General features: G+C 62.6%; 14 protein-coding genes and 1 pseudogene. 9 read left to right on the top strand and 6 right to left on the bottom strand.

The features are described 5' to 3' along the window. The first annotated feature begins 7 nt into the window (after positions 1-7). Complete coding sequence (locus BLV20_RS09180) at positions 8-1,219, top strand: winged helix-turn-helix domain-containing protein (protein WP_092300062.1); 1,212 nt, start codon at positions 8-10, stop codon at positions 1,217-1,219. A gap of 76 nt (positions 1,220-1,295) precedes the next feature. Here BLV20_RS09180 and BLV20_RS09175 read toward each other — a convergent pair whose 3' ends face one another. After that, positions 1,296-2,642 (bottom strand): class II 3-deoxy-7-phosphoheptulonate synthase, encoded by a 1,347-nt coding sequence (locus tag BLV20_RS09175; protein WP_092300059.1) that lies wholly within the window; start codon positions 2,640-2,642, stop codon positions 1,296-1,298. Between the two features lie 161 nt (positions 2,643-2,803). On the opposite strand from BLV20_RS09175, the gene BLV20_RS09170 reads away from it, so the two are divergent. Beyond that, positions 2,804-3,559, top strand: a complete 756-nt coding sequence (locus tag BLV20_RS09170; RefSeq protein ID WP_092300056.1) for a spermidine synthase — start codon at positions 2,804-2,806, stop codon at positions 3,557-3,559. 77 nt (positions 3,560-3,636) lie between these two features. Here the strand turns inward: BLV20_RS09170 and BLV20_RS09165 are convergent, their stop codons facing one another. Beyond that, positions 3,637-4,428 carry a crotonase/enoyl-CoA hydratase family protein gene (locus BLV20_RS09165; RefSeq protein WP_092301021.1) on the bottom strand — a complete coding sequence of 264 codons (792 nt, stop codon included), beginning with the start codon at positions 4,426-4,428 and terminating at the stop codon, positions 3,637-3,639. A gap of 386 nt (positions 4,429-4,814) precedes the next feature. On the opposite strand from BLV20_RS09165, the pseudogene BLV20_RS09155 reads away from it, so the two are divergent. Beyond that, positions 4,815-6,522 (top strand): annotated as a pseudogene (locus BLV20_RS09155) (DEAD/DEAH box helicase). A gap of 113 nt (positions 6,523-6,635) precedes the next feature. Here the strand turns inward: BLV20_RS09155 and BLV20_RS09150 are convergent. After that, complete coding sequence (locus tag BLV20_RS09150; RefSeq protein ID WP_092300053.1) at positions 6,636-7,403, bottom strand: DODA-type extradiol aromatic ring-opening family dioxygenase; 768 nt, start codon at positions 7,401-7,403, stop codon at positions 6,636-6,638. 101 nt (positions 7,404-7,504) lie between these two features. Between BLV20_RS09150 and BLV20_RS09145 the strand changes: the two genes are divergently transcribed. Further along, positions 7,505-8,161: a thiopurine S-methyltransferase gene (locus tag BLV20_RS09145; protein WP_092300050.1), complete on the top strand. Its 657-nt coding sequence runs from the start codon at positions 7,505-7,507 to the stop codon at positions 8,159-8,161. A 68-nt stretch (positions 8,162-8,229) separates the two neighbouring features. Here the strand turns inward: BLV20_RS09145 and htpX are convergent, their stop codons facing one another. Beyond that, positions 8,230-9,117 carry a protease HtpX gene (gene htpX, locus BLV20_RS09140; protein WP_092300047.1) on the bottom strand — a complete coding sequence of 296 codons (888 nt, stop codon included), beginning with the start codon at positions 9,115-9,117 and terminating at the stop codon, positions 8,230-8,232. Between the two features lie 301 nt (positions 9,118-9,418). Beyond that, positions 9,419-10,630, bottom strand: coding sequence for a pyridoxal phosphate-dependent aminotransferase (locus tag BLV20_RS09135; protein ID WP_025805478.1), 1,212 nt, complete (start codon positions 10,628-10,630; stop codon positions 9,419-9,421). 224 nt (positions 10,631-10,854) lie between these two features. Between BLV20_RS09135 and msrB the strand changes: the two genes are divergently transcribed. The 3 genes from msrB to BLV20_RS09120 all read left to right on the top strand — a co-directional run bounded on the left by msrB (position 10,855) and on the right by BLV20_RS09120 (position 12,304). After that, complete coding sequence (gene msrB, locus BLV20_RS09130; protein ID WP_092300044.1) at positions 10,855-11,247, top strand: peptide-methionine (R)-S-oxide reductase MsrB; 393 nt, start codon at positions 10,855-10,857, stop codon at positions 11,245-11,247. Positions 11,248-11,360: 113 nt separating this feature from the next. Then, entirely contained in the window at positions 11,361-11,846 is a 486-nt protein-coding gene (locus BLV20_RS09125; RefSeq protein ID WP_092300041.1) for a glutathione peroxidase, read from the top strand. Continuing rightward, complete coding sequence (locus BLV20_RS09120; protein WP_092300038.1) at positions 11,843-12,304, top strand: MarR family winged helix-turn-helix transcriptional regulator; 462 nt, start codon at positions 11,843-11,845, stop codon at positions 12,302-12,304. Before BLV20_RS09125 ends, BLV20_RS09120 begins: the two co-directional genes overlap by 4 nt. Here the strand turns inward: BLV20_RS09120 and BLV20_RS09115 are convergent. Further along, positions 12,288-14,609, bottom strand: coding sequence for a hybrid sensor histidine kinase/response regulator (locus tag BLV20_RS09115; protein ID WP_092300035.1), 2,322 nt, complete (start codon positions 14,607-14,609; stop codon positions 12,288-12,290). The genes BLV20_RS09120 and BLV20_RS09115 overlap by 17 nt on opposite strands. Before the next feature lie 165 nt (positions 14,610-14,774). Between BLV20_RS09115 and BLV20_RS09110 the strand changes: the two genes are divergently transcribed. Then, positions 14,775-15,665 (top strand): ATP-binding protein, encoded by an 891-nt coding sequence (locus tag BLV20_RS09110; protein WP_092300031.1) that lies wholly within the window; start codon positions 14,775-14,777, stop codon positions 15,663-15,665. Continuing rightward, the gene (locus tag BLV20_RS09105; RefSeq protein ID WP_092300027.1) at positions 15,662-16,144 is read left to right on the top strand and encodes a GAF domain-containing protein; all 483 of its coding nucleotides are present in this window, start codon (positions 15,662-15,664) and stop codon (positions 16,142-16,144) included. Before BLV20_RS09110 ends, BLV20_RS09105 begins: the two co-directional genes overlap by 4 nt. The last annotated feature ends 3 nt before the right edge of the window (positions 16,145-16,147 follow it).

The following is a 16,147-nucleotide window of genomic DNA, read 5'->3' as shown; positions in this document are numbered from 1 at the left end:
ATTTGCCATGCCCGCAGAACTGTCCTTTTCCCTCAAACAGGCTCGGCGCCTGGCGCTGGCCGCCCAGGGCTTTTCCGGGCGACCGCTGCCTGCGACGATCGGGCCGGCACAGCTCAACCGCCTGATCGCGCGCCTGGGCATCCTGCAGATCGACTCGGTCAACGCCCTGGTGCGCTCGCACTATTTGCCGCTGTTCTCCCGCCTGGGCAACTACCCCGCGCCACTGCTGGACCAGGCTGCCTGGAGCCAGGGGCGGCAACGCACGCTGTTCGAATACTGGGGCCACGAAGCCTCGTTGCTGCCGCTGTCGCTGTACCCGCTGATGCGCTGGCGCATGCAACGGGCAAGCGAGGGGCAGGGCATCTACCAGCAGTTGGCGCGTTTTGGCCAGGAGCAGCAGGCGACTATCCGTCGGGTGCTGGCCGCGGTCGAGGAGCAGGGCGCTCTGGGCGCGGGCAGCTTGTCGACCCGTGAGGAGCGCGCTGGCCCCTGGTGGGATTGGAGCGCGGAGAAACACGCACTGGAATGGCTGTTTGCCGCCGGTGAAGTGACAGTGGCGGGGCGGCGAGGTTTCGAGCGCTTGTACGACTTGCCGGAGCGGGTGATTCCCTCAAGCATCCTCGGCCATTCGCCGCTCAGCGAAGCCGACGCCCAGCGCGGTTTGCTGCTGCATGCCGCCAGCGCCCTGGGCGTGGCCACGGAAAAAGACCTGCGCGACTATTTTCGCCTGGAACCGGCGGACAGCCGGGCGCGCCTGACGGAACTGCTGGAAGGCGGCGAGCTGGTGGCCTGCAAGGTGGTGGGCTGGAAGCAAACGGCGTATTGCCTGCCGCAGGCGACAGTGCCGCGTCGCGTGGCGGCCAGTGCCTTGCTATCGCCCTTCGATTCGCTGATCTGGGAGCGCAGCCGCACCGAGCGGCTGTTTGATTTCCACTATCGGCTGGAAATCTACACACCGCAGCACAAGCGGGTGTATGGCTATTACGTGCTGCCGTTTTTGCACCATGAACGGATCGCCGCGCGGGTCGACCTGCGGGCTGAGCGAGCGCACGGGCGCCTGGCGGTGCATGCCGTGCATGAAGAGGAGCAGGGGTTGGACGAGCAGGGGATGCAGGCGCTGGCAAGCAGCTTGCGGCGCATGGCCGACTGGCTGGGGCTGGCCGACGTGCAGCTCAATTGCCCGAGGGCCAGTGCCCAGCGGCTGCGTGTTTTTCTTTAAGCGGCATCGCGAGCAGGCTCGCTCCTGCAGAATCAACGGTGCAGGAGCGAACTTGCTTGCGATAGCGGCCTGACGGTCAGCGCTTGACCTGTTTCAAGGTCTCGGCAATTAGGAACGCCAGCTCCAGCGACTGGTCGGCGTTCATCCGCGGGTCGCAATGGGTGTGGTAACGATCCGACAGGCCGTCCTCGGTAATCGGCCGCGCACCGCCAATGCATTCGGTGACGTTCTGCCCGGTCATCTCGATGTGGATGCCGCCGGCATAACTGCCCTCGGCTTCGTGGACCTGGAAGAACTGCTTCACCTCATTGAGGATCTGCGCGAAATCGCGGGTCTTGTAACCGCTGCTGGCCTTGATGGTATTGCCGTGCATCGGGTCCGAGCTCCACAGCACCTTCTTGCCTTCGCTTTCCACCGCGCGGATCAGCTGCGGCAGATGGTCGCCAACCTTGTTTGCGCCCATGCGGGCGATCAGGTTCAGGCGGCCCGGATCGTTGTCCGGGTTGAGGATGTCGATGAGGCGGATCAGGTCATCGGCATTCATGCTCGGGCCCACCTTGACCCCGATCGGGTTATTCACGCCGCGCAGGAATTCGACATGGGCGCCATCGAGCTGGCGGGTGCGGTCGCCGATCCACAGCATGTGCGCCGAGCAGTCGTAATAGTCGTTGGTCAGGCTGTCACGACGGACGAACGCTTCTTCATAGTTCAGCAGCAGCGCCTCGTGGGCGGTGAAGAAGCTGGTCTCGCGCAGCTGCGGCGAGCTGTCCATGCCGCAGGCGCGCATGAAGGCCAGGGTTTCATCGATGCGGTCCGCCAGCTGGCTGTATTTCTCGGCCAGGGCGGAGTTGGCGATGAAGTCCAGGTTCCATTTGTGCACCTGGTGCAGGTCGGCAAAGCCGCCCTGGGCAAAGGCGCGCAGCAGGTTCAGGGTGGCGGTGGCCTGGTGGTAGGACTGCAGCAGGCGGTCCGGGTCCGGCACCCGGCTTTTTACATCGAAACCTATGCCGTTGACGATATCGCCGCGATAGGCCGGCAGGGTCACGCCATTGATGGTTTCGTCATTGGCCGAGCGTGGCTTGGCGAACTGGCCGGCCATGCGCCCGACCTTGACCACCGGGCAGCCGGCGGCGAAAGTCATGACAATCGCCATCTGCAGCAGGACCTTGAAGGTGTCGCGGATCTTCGCCGCGGAGAACTCGGCGAAGCTTTCGGCGCAGTCGCCGCCCTGCAGCAAAAAGGCGCGGCCTTGGGTCACCTCGGCAAACTGGCGGCGCAATTCCCGGGCTTCGCCGGCAAATACCAGCGGCGGGTAACTGGCCAGGGTCTGCTCGACCTGCAACAGGTGGGCGGCGTCGGGGTAGGCAGGTTGTTGCTGGATCGGCAGGGCGCGCCAGCTGTCAGGACTCCAGGGTTGGCTCATCGTGGACTCGAGTGGTTTTAAAGTCGGATAGGCATGTTAGCAGCAATTAGTGCGTGACCTGTTCCCGCCGGTTCGCGGACAATCGCGCCTTTCCCGCTCGGCGCCGAGCGGCTGGTTTATCGCGATGGCGAGGTTGAGCCCCATCGCGGCTAGGAGAAGAGATGACTGAGGAGCGCGTCGAGCGCCTGCTCGCCGAAGTGCACGATGAGTTCGGCATGATTCGGGTACTGGAAGTGGCCGATTACCGCTTCCTCGAATTTGGCGATGCCATCGAGCAGAGCTGCGTGTTTACCGCCGACCCGAGCTGGTTGGAGTATGACTACACCCGCGCCATGCTGATTGGCGCGCTGTGCCATGAGCAGCCCGAGAGCGCGCTGTTTCTCGGCCTGGGAGCCGGTACCCTGACCCAGGCCTGCCTCAAGTTCCTGCCGCTGGAAGATGTCGAGGCCATCGAGCTGCGTCCCGACGTACCGCGCCTGGCCATCGAGTACCTGGGGCTGGATGACGACCCGCGTCTGTATATCCGAGTCGGCGATGCGCTCGAGTTGCTGGACAGCGCCGAGTCGGCGGATCTGATTTTTGTCGACCTGTACACCGACGTCGGTCCTGGCGTCGGGCACCTGGCCTGGGGGTTCCTGGAAAATTGCCAGAAACGTCTCAATCCGGGCGGCTGGCTGGTCATCAACCAGTGGGCTACCGACGATGGCAAGCCGCTGGGCGCGGCCTTGCTGCGCGGGCTTTACCATCGGCATTACTGGGAGCTGCCGGTGAAGGAGGGCAACGTGATTCTGATCGTGCCGTCCGACCTGGACCAGGATCTGCACATGGACGGCCTGAGCGCACGGGCCGAGGCGCTGGCGCCGCGCCTGGGCTATTCGTTGCAGTCGTTGATCAAGTGCATCCGGCCGGCGACCTGAGCCGGCTGGTCGAGCACATCTGTAGGAGCGAGGCTTGCCCGCGATAAGGCCTCACATTCACCGCCTGTCCGGACCGCTCAACACCCCTTGAACACCCCCGGACGCTTCTCGATCATCGCTCGCACGCCTTCCTTGGCGTCTTCGCTGTTCAACAGTCTATTCACCAGCGGCGGCAGCCCTTGCGCTGCCGCGCTTTCTCCTTCGAGCCGCGCTTGTCGGGCCGACATCAGGGTGGTTTGAACCCCCAACGGCGCCTGGCAGGCGATCCGTTCGGCGAGGGCCAGGGCGCGGGGCAGCAGGTCTTCGCTGGCCATCACTTCCTGGACCAGGCCCAGGCGCAGGGCTTCATGGGCGTCGAACTCATCGCCGGTGAGCAACCAGCGCATGGCATTGCCCCAACCGGCGATCTGCGGCAGGCGCAGGGTGGCGCCGCCGAACGGAAAAATGCCGCGTTGCACTTCCAGCTGGGCGAAGCGGGTATTGCTGGCGCACAGGTTGATGTCCGCCGCCAGCATCAGCTCGATGCCGATGGTCAGGCAGTAGCCCTGCGCTGCGACTATGACCGGCTTGCTGACCCGCGGGCCGGCGAAGACGCCCCACGGATCGCAGCCGCCGGCCGGCACCTGCCAGCCTTTGGCCAGCTTCGCCCCGACGTTGGCCAAATCCAGCCCGGCGGTGAAGTGCTCGCCATGGCCGAACACCACGGCGACCCGGGCCTCGGTGCTGGCTTCGAACTCGCCGTAGGCCAGGCTGAGCTGATCGAGCAGCTGCAAATCGAAGGCATTGCGCTTGGCGACCCGGTCCAGGCCGATGAGGAAGAGATGACCACGCTGTTCACGGCTGACGCGACTGCAACTGGGCTGACTCATGGGCATTTCCTCGGACGGCAGAGAGTGTCTCGGACCGACGGTATCGATCGGCAAGGTGAACCGTTTAAGTGTCATCCCCCGACAGGCGCGGGCCTGTGCAAAATAGACCTTTGCCGGATTATCCGCAAAGCCTGTGACAACTAGGCGTTCAGCGGGTTTTTCCGATAAAAAAAACTCCCTTTTTTGAGTAATTCCGGTATAGTGCGCGCCGGCCTTTAACCGGGCCTCGTTATAGGTGATGCAATTCCCCGAAGTCAGCTTCGGCTGCTTGTCCGCTGCGCGGACTATCCTTGACGTTCATTTCTTTCAATCGTTTTCGCAAATCCCCGCCGACAAAGCTGCCAGGGTGACTCTTGAGTCTTACACGGCATGCGCAGCTTTGGAGCATGGGTCTTTGCGGATGCACTTAGAGGCAGACCCATGACCCAGGAAATCGGCGGCTTCGCCGCTCTTGAACTTCATCCCAATATTGTCGCTGCAGTAGTCGCTACCGGCTATGAAGAGCCTTCGGCCATTCAGCAGCAGTCGATCCCGATCATCCTCGCCGGTCACGATATGATTGGCCAGGCGCAAACCGGTACCGGTAAAACCGCCGCGTTCGCCCTGCCTATCCTGCACCGCATTGATCCGTCCAAGCGCGAGCCGCAAGCTCTGATCCTGGCCCCAACCCGTGAGTTGGCGCTGCAAGTTGCAACCGCTTTCGAAACCTACGCCAAGCAAATGCCGGGCGTAACTGTTGTGGCTGTCTACGGCGGCGCGCCGATGGGCCCACAACTGAAAGCAATCCGTAATGGCGCACAGATCGTTGTCGCCACTCCGGGCCGTCTGTGCGACCACCTGCGTCGCGACGAAAAAGTCCTGGCTACCGTGAACCACCTGGTTCTCGACGAAGCCGACGAAATGCTCAAGCTGGGCTTCATGGACGACTTGGAAGTCATCTTCAAGGCCATGCCGGAAACCCGTCAGACTGTCCTGTTCTCGGCCACCCTGCCGCAGTCGATCCGTGCGATCGCCGAGCGTCACCTGAAGGACCCGAAACACGTCAAGATCCAGAGCAAGACCCAGACCGTTACCGCGATCGAACAGGCCCACCTGTTGGTTCACGCTGACCAGAAGACTTCTGCCGTTCTCAGCCTGCTGGAAGTGGAAGATTTCGACGCCCTGATCATGTTCGTGCGCACCAAGCAAGCGACCCTGGACCTGGCCAGCGCCCTGGAAGCCAAAGGCTACAAGGCCGCTGCGCTGAACGGCGACATCGCCCAGAACCAGCGTGAGCGCGTGATCGACTCCCTCAAGGATGGCCGCCTGGACATCGTTGTGGCGACCGACGTTGCCGCCCGTGGCCTGGACGTACCGCGCATCACCCACGTATTCAACGTGGACATGCCGTACGACCCGGAATCCTACGTGCACCGTATCGGCCGTACCGGCCGTGCCGGTCGCGAAGGTCGTGCGCTGCTGCTGGTGACTCCACGTGAGCGCCGCATGCTGCAAGTGATCGAGCGTGTAACCGGTCAGAAGGTTGCTGAAGTTCGCCTGCCGGACGCTCAAGCCGTTCTCGACGCGCGCATCAAGAAACTGACCAACAGCCTGTCGCCGCTGGTCGCTGATGCTGAATCGACCCACGGTGACCTGCTGGATCGCCTGACCGCCGATATCGGTTGCAGCCCGCGTGCCCTGGCCGCGGCCCTGCTGCGCAAGGCCACCAACGGTCAAGCGCTGAACCTGGCGGCGATCGAAAAAGAGCGTCCACTGGTGCCGAACAGTGCACCACGTGGCGACCGTCCCGAGCGTTCCGGCGATCGTCCTGATCGCGGCGAGCGTGAGCGTCGTGCTCCGATGCCTCTGGCCGAAGGTCGTGCCCGTTGCCGTACCGCGCTGGGTGCGCGTGACGGTATCGCGGCCAAGAACCTGCTGGGTGCCATCCTCAACGAAGGCGGCCTGGCCCGCGAAGCCATCGGTCGCATCCAGGTGCGTGACAGCTTCAGCCTGGTCGAGTTGCCGGAGGAAGGTCTGGAGCGTCTGCTGACCAAACTGAAGGACACTCGCGTTGCCGGCAAGCAGCTGAAGCTGCGCCGCTATCGCGAAGACTGATCGGCGTCGAGCTGATCGGTTGAACGAAAAAATCCTCGCCTGGTGCGGGGATTTTTTTTGCCTGGTGTTTTTGATCTGGTGGAACAAGCCTGTTCGCCTTGCACCTGCGGGCCTCAGCCGAAGCGATAGATATCCATGCCCAGCGCGCCCAGGGTGAAGCCTTGGTGGGCGATGCTGAAGTCGCCGCCGGCGCCCCTGGCGAAATACAGCGGCAGCAGGTGTTCATCGCTGGGGTGGCTGCGTACCGCATTCGGTGCCTGGCGGCGGTAGTCATGCAGCGCGGTTTCATCGTTGGCGGCGAGTTTCTCGATCATCCAGTCGCGAAAAGCCTTGGCCCAGGGCTCGACGCTTTCCGGGCCGGCATGCCAGTCCAGTTCGCGCAGGTTGTGGGTAATGCTGCCTGAACCGATCAATAACACGCCCTGTTGCCGCAAGCTCGACAGGGCGCGTCCTACCTGGGTCTGCAAGGCCGGACCGAGGTGGCTGGGCAGCGATACCTGGACCACCGGAATATCCGCCTGCGGGTACATCAGCGACAGCGGCACCCAGACCCCATGGTCGAACGGGCGCTGGTTGTCGAGCTGTGCCGGCAGGCCGTTGACCCTGAGCAACTGTGCCACCTGTTCCGCCAGCTCAGGCTGGCCGGGGGCGGGGTATTGCACGGCGAACAGCGCGGCAGGAAAGCCGCCGAAGTCATGCCAGGTTTGCGGTTGCGGGTTGCTGCTGACCTGCAGGCTCTGGCTTTCCCAATGGGCCGATACCACCACAATGGCCTTGGGGCGCGGCAGCTCGGCCGCCAGGCGGGCGAGCGCCGGGCCGCTGGCGCCAGGTTCCAGGGCGAGCATCGGTGATCCGTGGGAGATGAACAGGCTAGGGAGCATGAATAAGGTCCTGAGCGTTAAGATGCGCCATCTTCAATCAGATCATCGATCTAAATCTAATATAAGTTTTTGTGGTTTTTGATCGAATTTCAGGGGGATTTATGCAGCCGGAGTTTTGGCACAAGCGGTGGGAACAGAATCAGATCGGCTTCCATCTGTCGGAGGTCAACCCATATCTTCAGCGCTACTGGCCCCAGCTGGAGCTGGCCCCGGATTCGCATGTGCTGGTGCCGCTGTGCGGCAAAAGCCTGGACTTGAACTGGCTGGCCAGCCAGGGGCATCAGGTGCTGGGGATCGAGTTGTCGGAGAAGGCTATCGAGGACTTTTTCAGCGAGCAGCAGGTGCAGCCGCAGGTTGGGCTTCGAGGTGGATTCAAAGTCTATGAGTACGGCCCGATCCAGCTCTGGTGCGGCGACTTCTTTGCCCTGCAGGCCACGGATGTCGCCGACTGCCAGGCGTTGTACGACCGCGCGGCGTTGATCGCCTTGCCGCCGCAGATGCGTGAGCGGTATGCGGCGCATCTGCAGTCGGTCCTGCCCCGGGGCTGCCAGGGGCTGCTGATCACCCTGGATTACGACCAGGCGCTGATGGCCGGGCCGCCTTTTGCTGTACTCGACGACGAGGTCAGGGCCTTGCTCGGTAATCGTTGGCAGCTGCGGGTGGAGGAGGAGCGGGACATCCTTGGCCAGAGCGTGAAGTTTCTCCAGGGCGGCGTCACGCGCCTCGAAGAGCGGGTCTATCGCTTGCTGGCGCGCTGAGTGCCGGCTTTTCGCAGACGATAAAAAAGGGCGACTTGCGTCGCCCTTCTTGTGTTTCGCCAGCCTTATCAGCCGCGACGACGCAGTGCGTCGATACGCTCTTCCAGAGGCGGGTGGCTCATGAACATGCGAGCCAGGCCTTGTTTGAGGCCACCGTTGATGCCGAAGGCATTCAGGGTGTCGGGCATATGCACCGGCAGGCCCTGTTCCGAGCGCAGGCGTTGCAGGGCACCGATCATCGCGGTGGTGCCGGCCAATTGCGCGCCAGCTTCGTCGGCACGGAATTCGCGCTTGCGCGAGAACCACATGACGATGGCGCTAGCCAGGATGCCCAGCACCAGTTCGGCGAAGATGGTCGCGATGTAGTAGGCGATACCTTGGCCTTCTTCGTTCTTGAAAATCACCTTGTCGACGAAGTTGCCGATGATGCGGGCGAAGAACATCACGAAGGTGTTCACCACGCCCTGGATCAGCGCCAGGGTGACCATGTCGCCGTTGGCCACGTGACCGATCTCGTGGGCCAGCACGGCTTTCACTTCATCGGGCGAGAAGCGCTCGAGCAGGCCCTGGCTGACCGCGACCAGCGCGTCGTTCTTGTTCCAGCCGGTGGCGAAGGCGTTGGCCTCGTAGGCCGGGAAAATACCGACTTCGGGCATCTTGATCCCGGCTTCGCGGGACAGTTGCTCGACGGTTTGCAGCAGCCATTGCTCGTGACGAGTACGAGGCTGGGTAATGATCTGGGTGCTGGTGCTCATTTTCGCCATCCACTTGGAGATGAACAGCGAGAACAGGGAACCGGCGAAACCAAAGACCGCACAGAAGACCAGCAGCTGATTGAGGTTGAGATCAACCCCGTTGGCCGCCATGAACCCGTTGAAGCCGAAAAGGCTCAGGGTGATGCTGGCAATCAGCACGACCGCCAGGTTAGTGGCCAAGAACAGCAGGATGCGCATCATGGTTGTAGAAATCTCCTCATGCTAAAGATGTAGCGTTCTGCGGGGTATATAAGGTGCGGCACTGGCCTATTCAACCGGGTGACTATTTCAAACTGTGTCCTGCAGGCTGATTTTAGACGCTTGCATGAGCTTTCTGTCGCAATTGCGCGGGCACCGGAAGCCGAACTGCGCTTCAGGGCATGCAATCACGGGGGCACAAGGCGCAAGGCAAAGATACAGAACGAGAGGGGCAGCCGGGAGGACAGAAGTGTTGCTGAATTAATCGCCGTGCGACCGGGGCGGTCGCACGGCGTGGCAAGGCTTACTGGCGATAGGATTTGAGGAAGCTGCCGATACGGCCAATCGCCTGTTCCAGGTCGTCTACCCGCGGCAGGGTCACGACACGGAAGTGGTCCGGCCATGGCCAGTTGAAGGCCGTGCCCTGAACCACCAGCAGTTTCTCCGAGAGCAGCAGATCCAGGACGAATTTCTCGTCGTTATGGATCGGGCAGACCTTCGGGTCGATTTTCGGGAAGGCATACAGCGCGCCCATGGGCTTGACGCAGCTGACGCCGGGAATGTCGTTGAGCAGTTCCCAGGTGCGGTTGCGTTGTTCCAGCAGGCGGCCCGGCGGCAATACCAGGTCGTTGATGCTCTGGTAGCCACCCAGCGCCGTTTGAATGGCGTGCTGGCTCGGCACGTTGGCGCACAGGCGCATGTTGGCCAGCATGTCGATGCCTTCGATGTAGCTCTGGGCATGGTGCTTCGGACCGGAAATGGCCACCCAGCCGGAACGGAAGCCGGCCACGCGGTAGGACTTGGACAGGCCGTTGAAGGTCAGGCACAGCAGGTCCGGCGCCAGGGAGGCGGTGCAGACGTGCACGGCATCGTCATAGAGGATCTTGTCGTAGATCTCATCGGAGAACACCACCAGGTTGTGCTGGCGGGCCAGCTCGAGCATGTCCAGCAATACTTCCTTGGGGTACACCGCGCCGGTCGGGTTGTTCGGGTTGATGATCACCAGGGCCTTGGTGTTCGGGGTGATCTTGGCCTTGATGTCGGCGATGTCCGGCCACCAGTTGGCCTGCTCGTCGCACAGGTAGTGCACCGGGTTGCCGCCGGCCAGGCTCACGGCTGCGGTCCACAGCGGATAGTCCGGGGCCGGTACCAGCACTTCGTCACCGTTGTTGAGCAGGGCCTGCATGGCCATGACGATCAGTTCGGACACGCCGTTGCCCAGGTAGATGTCTTCGATGCCGACGCCTTCCACCTGCTTTTGCTGGTAGTACTGCATCACCGCCTTGCGCGCGCTGAACAGGCCCTTGGAGTCGCTGTAGCCCTGGGCGGTCGGCAGGTTGCGGATTACGTCCTGGAGGATTTCGTCCGGCGCTTCGAAACCAAAAGGCGCCGGGTTGCCGATGTTCAGCTTGAGGATGCGATGGCCTTCCTCTTCCAGGCGTTTGGCGTGCTTGAGCACTGGGCCGCGAATGTCATAACAGACGTTGGCGAGCTTGTTCGATTTGCTGACCTGCATGGCGATGTGTTCCCGAAAATGAACGATCCAGACGGTGGGTGAGCTACCGTACTGGGAATCCTGCGTTTGCACACAGGCCTGAAGCCTGGGTTCGCGGCGGCAAAATCCGTTTGAACCCGTGTAACACGGCTGCCAGACTGGCGTCTAACGAGGCGCAATCATACGTGCCGCCCGATCCGTGGAAAAGATACAGATCGGGCTTTTTCAGTTGCAGAGGAAGGACCATGGAAAAGCTGGAAAAAACCCTTGAAGAATGGCGTGCCATGCTCGATCCGGAGCAGTACAACGTCTGCCGCCTCAAAGGCACCGAACGGCCGTTCTCGGGCAAATACAACGCCACCAAGACCGACGGCGTGTATCACTGCGTCTGCTGCAATGCGCCGTTGTTCGACTCCAGGGCGAAATTCGATTCCGGTTGCGGCTGGCCCAGCTTCTACGAGCCGATCGGCGAGAGCGCCATGGTCGAGATCCGTGACCTGAGCCACGGCATGATCCGTACCGAAGTGGTCTGCGCCAAATGCGATGCGCACCTGGGGCATGTGTTCCCGGACGGCCCGCCACCGACCGGCCTGCGCTATTGCATCAATTCGGTGTGCCTGGACCTGGTTCCACGCTGACCGGAAAGGGCGGCCAAGGCGATTTTTCGAAATCGCTTTTCGATTTATTAAATTGCGCACAATTTAATTGAGTACTACTTTTATCGGACCTTTCATTTTTCGGAGTCCGCGCCATGAGTGACACATTGCTGAACATTCCGTGTACCACCATCAAGGGTGAGCAAAAGACCCTGGCCGACTTTGCCGGCAAGGCCGTGCTGGTGGTCAATACCGCGAGCAAGTGTGGCTTCACCCCGCAATACAAGGGCCTGGAGGAGCTGTGGCAGACCTACAAGGACCGAGGCCTGGTGGTGCTGGGTTTTCCCTGCAACCAGTTCGGCAAGCAGGAACCGGGCAATGAAGGGGCGATTTCCGAGTTTTGCGAGCTGAACTACGGCGTCAGCTTTCCGCTGTTCAAGAAGATCGACGTCAATGGCGCCGAGGCGCACCCATTGTTCGTGCAGCTGAAAAAACGCGCGCCGGGGGTGTTGGGTTCCCAGGGCATCAAGTGGAACTTCACCAAGTTTCTGATTGGCAAGGACGGCTCGTTGGTCAAGCGTTTTGCCCCGGCCACCAAACCCCAGGACCTGACCCGCGAGATCGAAGCTTTACTCAAATGACCGACCTGTCCGCCGATTCGCTGAAACTCGACAGCCAGCTGTGTTTCAAGCTGTACGCCGCCTCGCGAGCCGTGGTGCGGGGCTACAAGCCGATGCTCGACCAGTTGGGCCTGACCTACCCGCAATACCTGGTGATGCTGGTGCTCTGGGAGTGGCAGGACGAGCCACCGGAACTGCCGACGGTCAAGGCGCTGGGGGAGCGCCTGGCGCTGGACTCCGGAACCCTGACGCCGTTGCTCAAGCGCCTGGAGCAGTTGCAACTGGTGCAACGCCAGCGTTCGCCCCGGGACGAGCGCGAAGTACACCTGAGCCTGAGCGCGGCCGGCCTGGCGCTGCGCGACCAGGTGCCGCCGCTCAAGGCCGCGCTGTTGTGCGACAGCGGTGTCGACCTCGACGGCCTGAGCGAATTGCGCAATGGCCTGGACCGGCTGCTGGCCCAGGTCAAAGCGCTGTCGTAGTCGGCACCCAGAGGTCCAGCAGGGCAATCAACTCTTCACGGCGGAAGGGCTTGGACAGGTAGTCGCTCATGCCCGCCGCTCGGCAGCGCTCGCGCTCCTCGGGCATGGCATTGGCGGTCAGGGCGACGATCGGCAGGTCCGGCCAGCGGCCGCTGCGGCGGATCTGCCGGCTGGCCTCGTAGCCATCCATCACCGGCATGTTGCAGTCCATCAGCACCAGGTCGAAATGCTGGTGTTCGAGCACGTCCAGGGCTTCGGCACCCTGGGACGCAACCGTCACTTCGCAGCCGAGCTTGCTCAACATGCCTTTGGCCACCAGCTGGTTCACCGGGTTGTCCTCCACCAGCAGGATGAAGGCGCGGCGCAAGGGGGCCAGGGTTTCCAGCTGGGTTTCATTGATTACCGCGGTTTCGGCCAACAGGGCGCGGCGCAGGGTCTGATACAGGGCGTTGCGGGCCAACGGCCGCGCTTGCTGCTGCAAGGGCGCCAGGGCACTGGCTTCTTCGCTGGGCAGGAAACTGCCATAGGCGGTGACCAGCAGGATCGGCGCACCGATGGTCGGGCGCAGGCCGAACAGGCATTCCGGGCAGTCGGTGATCAACAGGTCCGGTTTTTGCCCGATCAGGGATTCATCGAGATCACAGCGCCGGTATTCCAGGCCCCAGAACGGCAACTGCACGCTCAGCAGTTCGGCCAGGCCGCTGCCCTCGGAAGTGATGGCCAGCACTTGGCCGTGCAGCGGCGGTGGCGGGCTGGCCGGCGTGTGGCAAGGCAGCGGCAGGTCGGCACAGAACTGGCTGCCAAAGCCTACCTCCGAGCTGATGCTCAGGCGCCCCTGCATGGCTTCGCAAAGGTTGTAGGTCAGAGCCAGGCCCAGGCCAGTGCCGCCGTACTGGCGGGTGATCCCGGCACCGGCCTGGGTGTAGGGCTGGAAGATCTTTACTTGGGCCTCGCGGGCGATACCGATGCCGGTGTCGCAGACTTCGATCCTGACCCCGTCTTCGAACGTATGCAGGCGCACATCGACCCGGCCGAAGCGGGTGAACTTGAGGGCGTTGGACAGCAGGTTGCTGACGATCTGCCGCACGCGTGTCGGATCACCAAGCACCAGGGCCGGAAACTCCGGGTCGATCAGGCAGGCCAGTTCGACGCTCGGCGCCGCGTTCTGCGACAGCAGGTTGGCGGTGTCCTCCACCAGCACCCCGAGATCGAAGGGGATGCGTTCCAGCTCCAGCTGGCCGGCGTCGAACTTGGACATGTCGAGAATATCGTTGAGCAGTTCCACCAGCACTTTGCCGGAGTCGTGGGCGATCGACAGTTGCTGGCGTTGTTCGGCATTCAGCGGGCTGTCCAGCGACAGGGCGATCATGCCCAGCAGGCCGTTGAGCGGCGTACGGATTTCATGGCTCATGTTGGCCAGGAAGGCGGCGCGCGCCTGGGCCATGTCCAGGGCGGTGCTGCGAGCGACTTCCAGCTCTTCGTTGGACTGGCTCAGCCGGTCGTTGATGGCCTTGAGCTCGGTGGTGCGCGCCGAGACGATGTTTTCCAGCTGGCCGAGATAGTCGGTCAGGCGGTTTTCGGCGTTGCGCCGCTGCTGGATCTCCGTGGCCATGTTGTCGAACTGCTGGTTGGTGACCTTGACCAGCACGCCGATCTCGTCCTGTTCGTGGCTGGGTGGAAAATCCAGCCGCGCCTGGTCGGGGTTGCGCGGATCGCGCCCGCTGAGTTCGCGGATCACGCCGACCAGGGGTTTGGTCAGCATCACGTAGAACAGCGCCAGGAGCAGCCCGGTGAGGATCAGGCTGCGGATGAAACCGTTGATCAGGGTGATTTCCGCACGGCGCAGGAAACGGCTGCCGAACGAGTAGGTATCGACTTCCAGGTGCAGCACGCCGAGGGATTCCGACGGCAGGTGATCGAGGTACAGGCGGTCCTGGAATTCTCGCTTGGCGCCGAACAGGAAGTCGCTGAGCATCCGGTAGGAGCTTTGCTGGGCCGGTCGGGTGACGTTGGCCAGCAAGGTGTCGTTATTGTCGATCAGCCGGGCACGGATAATCGCGGGCGAGCGCAGCAGGCCGAGCGTCAGCTCCTGGGCGAGCTCGGCGTCGATGTTGTAGGCAATGCGCGAGGCCGGATTGTGGCTGATTTCCAGGAGCGCGTTGATTTCCCGGTTGATGGAGGCATCTTCGCTGGCATAATCGATGCCGATTTGCAGCAGACTGAGCGCCGTCCCCAGGACAAAACCGACCAGCACAGTGAGCCTGGCTTGCTTGTAAGACAGGCGGTTGGTGAATTTGATGTCCATGGGGTGTTGAACCAATTTCCGTTTCCCTTCGCTGGGCAAGCATAGCTGATCATCAGGGTGTGCCGGCAGGACTCCGGCGCCGTTCGCTTGCGATAGACCTGGCGCGTGAAAGGTCGTTTCGTCTGCGTGCCACATCATTACCGTGAACCTGCCTGAGGAGAAGTCGTGGAATCTCGATTGAATGCATTTCTTGAACGCGCCGACGCGGTTCTGGCGCGTATCGAGCCGCTGCTGCCCGCGCCGCGACAAGCCATCGACTGGAACCAATGCCTGGCCGCGCGCTGGCAGCGCGAAGGCCGCAGCGGTTTTCTGCTGCCGCTGGAGGTCAGCCTGGACATGCGCTTGTCCGACCTGATCGGCGTCGACAACCAGCGCGATCAGCTGGGACGCAATACCCGGCAGTTTCTCGACGGCTTGCCGGCCAACCACGCCTTGCTGTGGGGTTCGCGCGGCACCGGCAAATCGTCGCTGGTCCGTGCGTTGCTGGCCGAGCATGCCCGGCATGGCCTGCGCCTGATCGAGATCGAGCGCGACCACCTGGCCGACCTGCCGCGGGTGGTGGAGCAACTGGTCAAGCTGCCGCAGCGTTTCGTGCTGTTCTGCGACGACCTGTCGTTCGAGTCGGGCGAGGGCGACTACCGGGTGCTCAAGAGCGTGCTCGACGGCTCGCTGGAACAGGCGCCGGATAATGTGCTGCTGTACGCCACTTCCAACCGTCGGCACCTGGTGCCGGAAAAGGAAAGCGACAACGAGAACTGGAAGCGCGTCGATGGCGAACTGCACCCCAGCGAAGCGGTGGAAGACAAGATTGCCCTGTCGGATCGGTTCGGCCTGTGGCTGTCGTTCTACCCCTTCACCCAAGAGCATTACCTGAACGTGGTCGAGCACTGGATCGGCGAGTTGGCAAGCAAGGCCGGCCTGCAATGGCAGCGTGACGAAGCGCTGGATATTCTCGCCGTGCGCTGGGCCACCGGCCGTGGCAATCGCAATGGTCGTTGCGCGTATCAGTTCGCGCGGTACTGGGTAGGCTTGAAGTTGTTGGAGCAAAAAGCATGATCGATCTGCAAAACACCGGCAAAGGCCTGGACGGCTATGCCTTGCTGTGCGCCCAGTTGGAGTCGCTGTTGGCCGACGAACGCGATTTCATCGCCAACGCCGCGCAGTTCTCGGCGTTTCTGTTCAACCAGCTGGACGACTTGAACTGGGCCGGGTTCTACCTCAATCGCAACCAGGAACTGGTGCTCGGGCCGTTCCAGGGCCAGATCGCCTGTGTGCGCATACCCTTCGGTCGTGGCGTGTGCGGTGCGGCCGCGGCGAGCCTGCAGACCCAGCGGGTCGAGGATGTGCATGCGTTCCCCGGGCATATCGCCTGCGACAGCGCTTCCAACAGCGAGCTGGTGGTGCCCCTGGTCAAGGAGGGCCGGCTGATCGGTGTGTTGGATCTGGACAGCCCGAAAATCGCCCGCTTCACCCCCGAGGATCAGGCCGGCATCGAGCGCCTGGCGGCGATCTTCCTGCGCTTGACCGACTGCTGAAAC

The sequence above is a fragment of the Pseudomonas sp. NFIX28 genome, assembly GCF_900107395.1.
Taxonomy (GTDB): domain Bacteria; phylum Pseudomonadota; class Gammaproteobacteria; order Pseudomonadales; family Pseudomonadaceae; genus Aquipseudomonas.
Note: the sequence above shows the minus strand (reverse complement) of the source record. Positions and strands in the feature narration are given on the sequence as shown.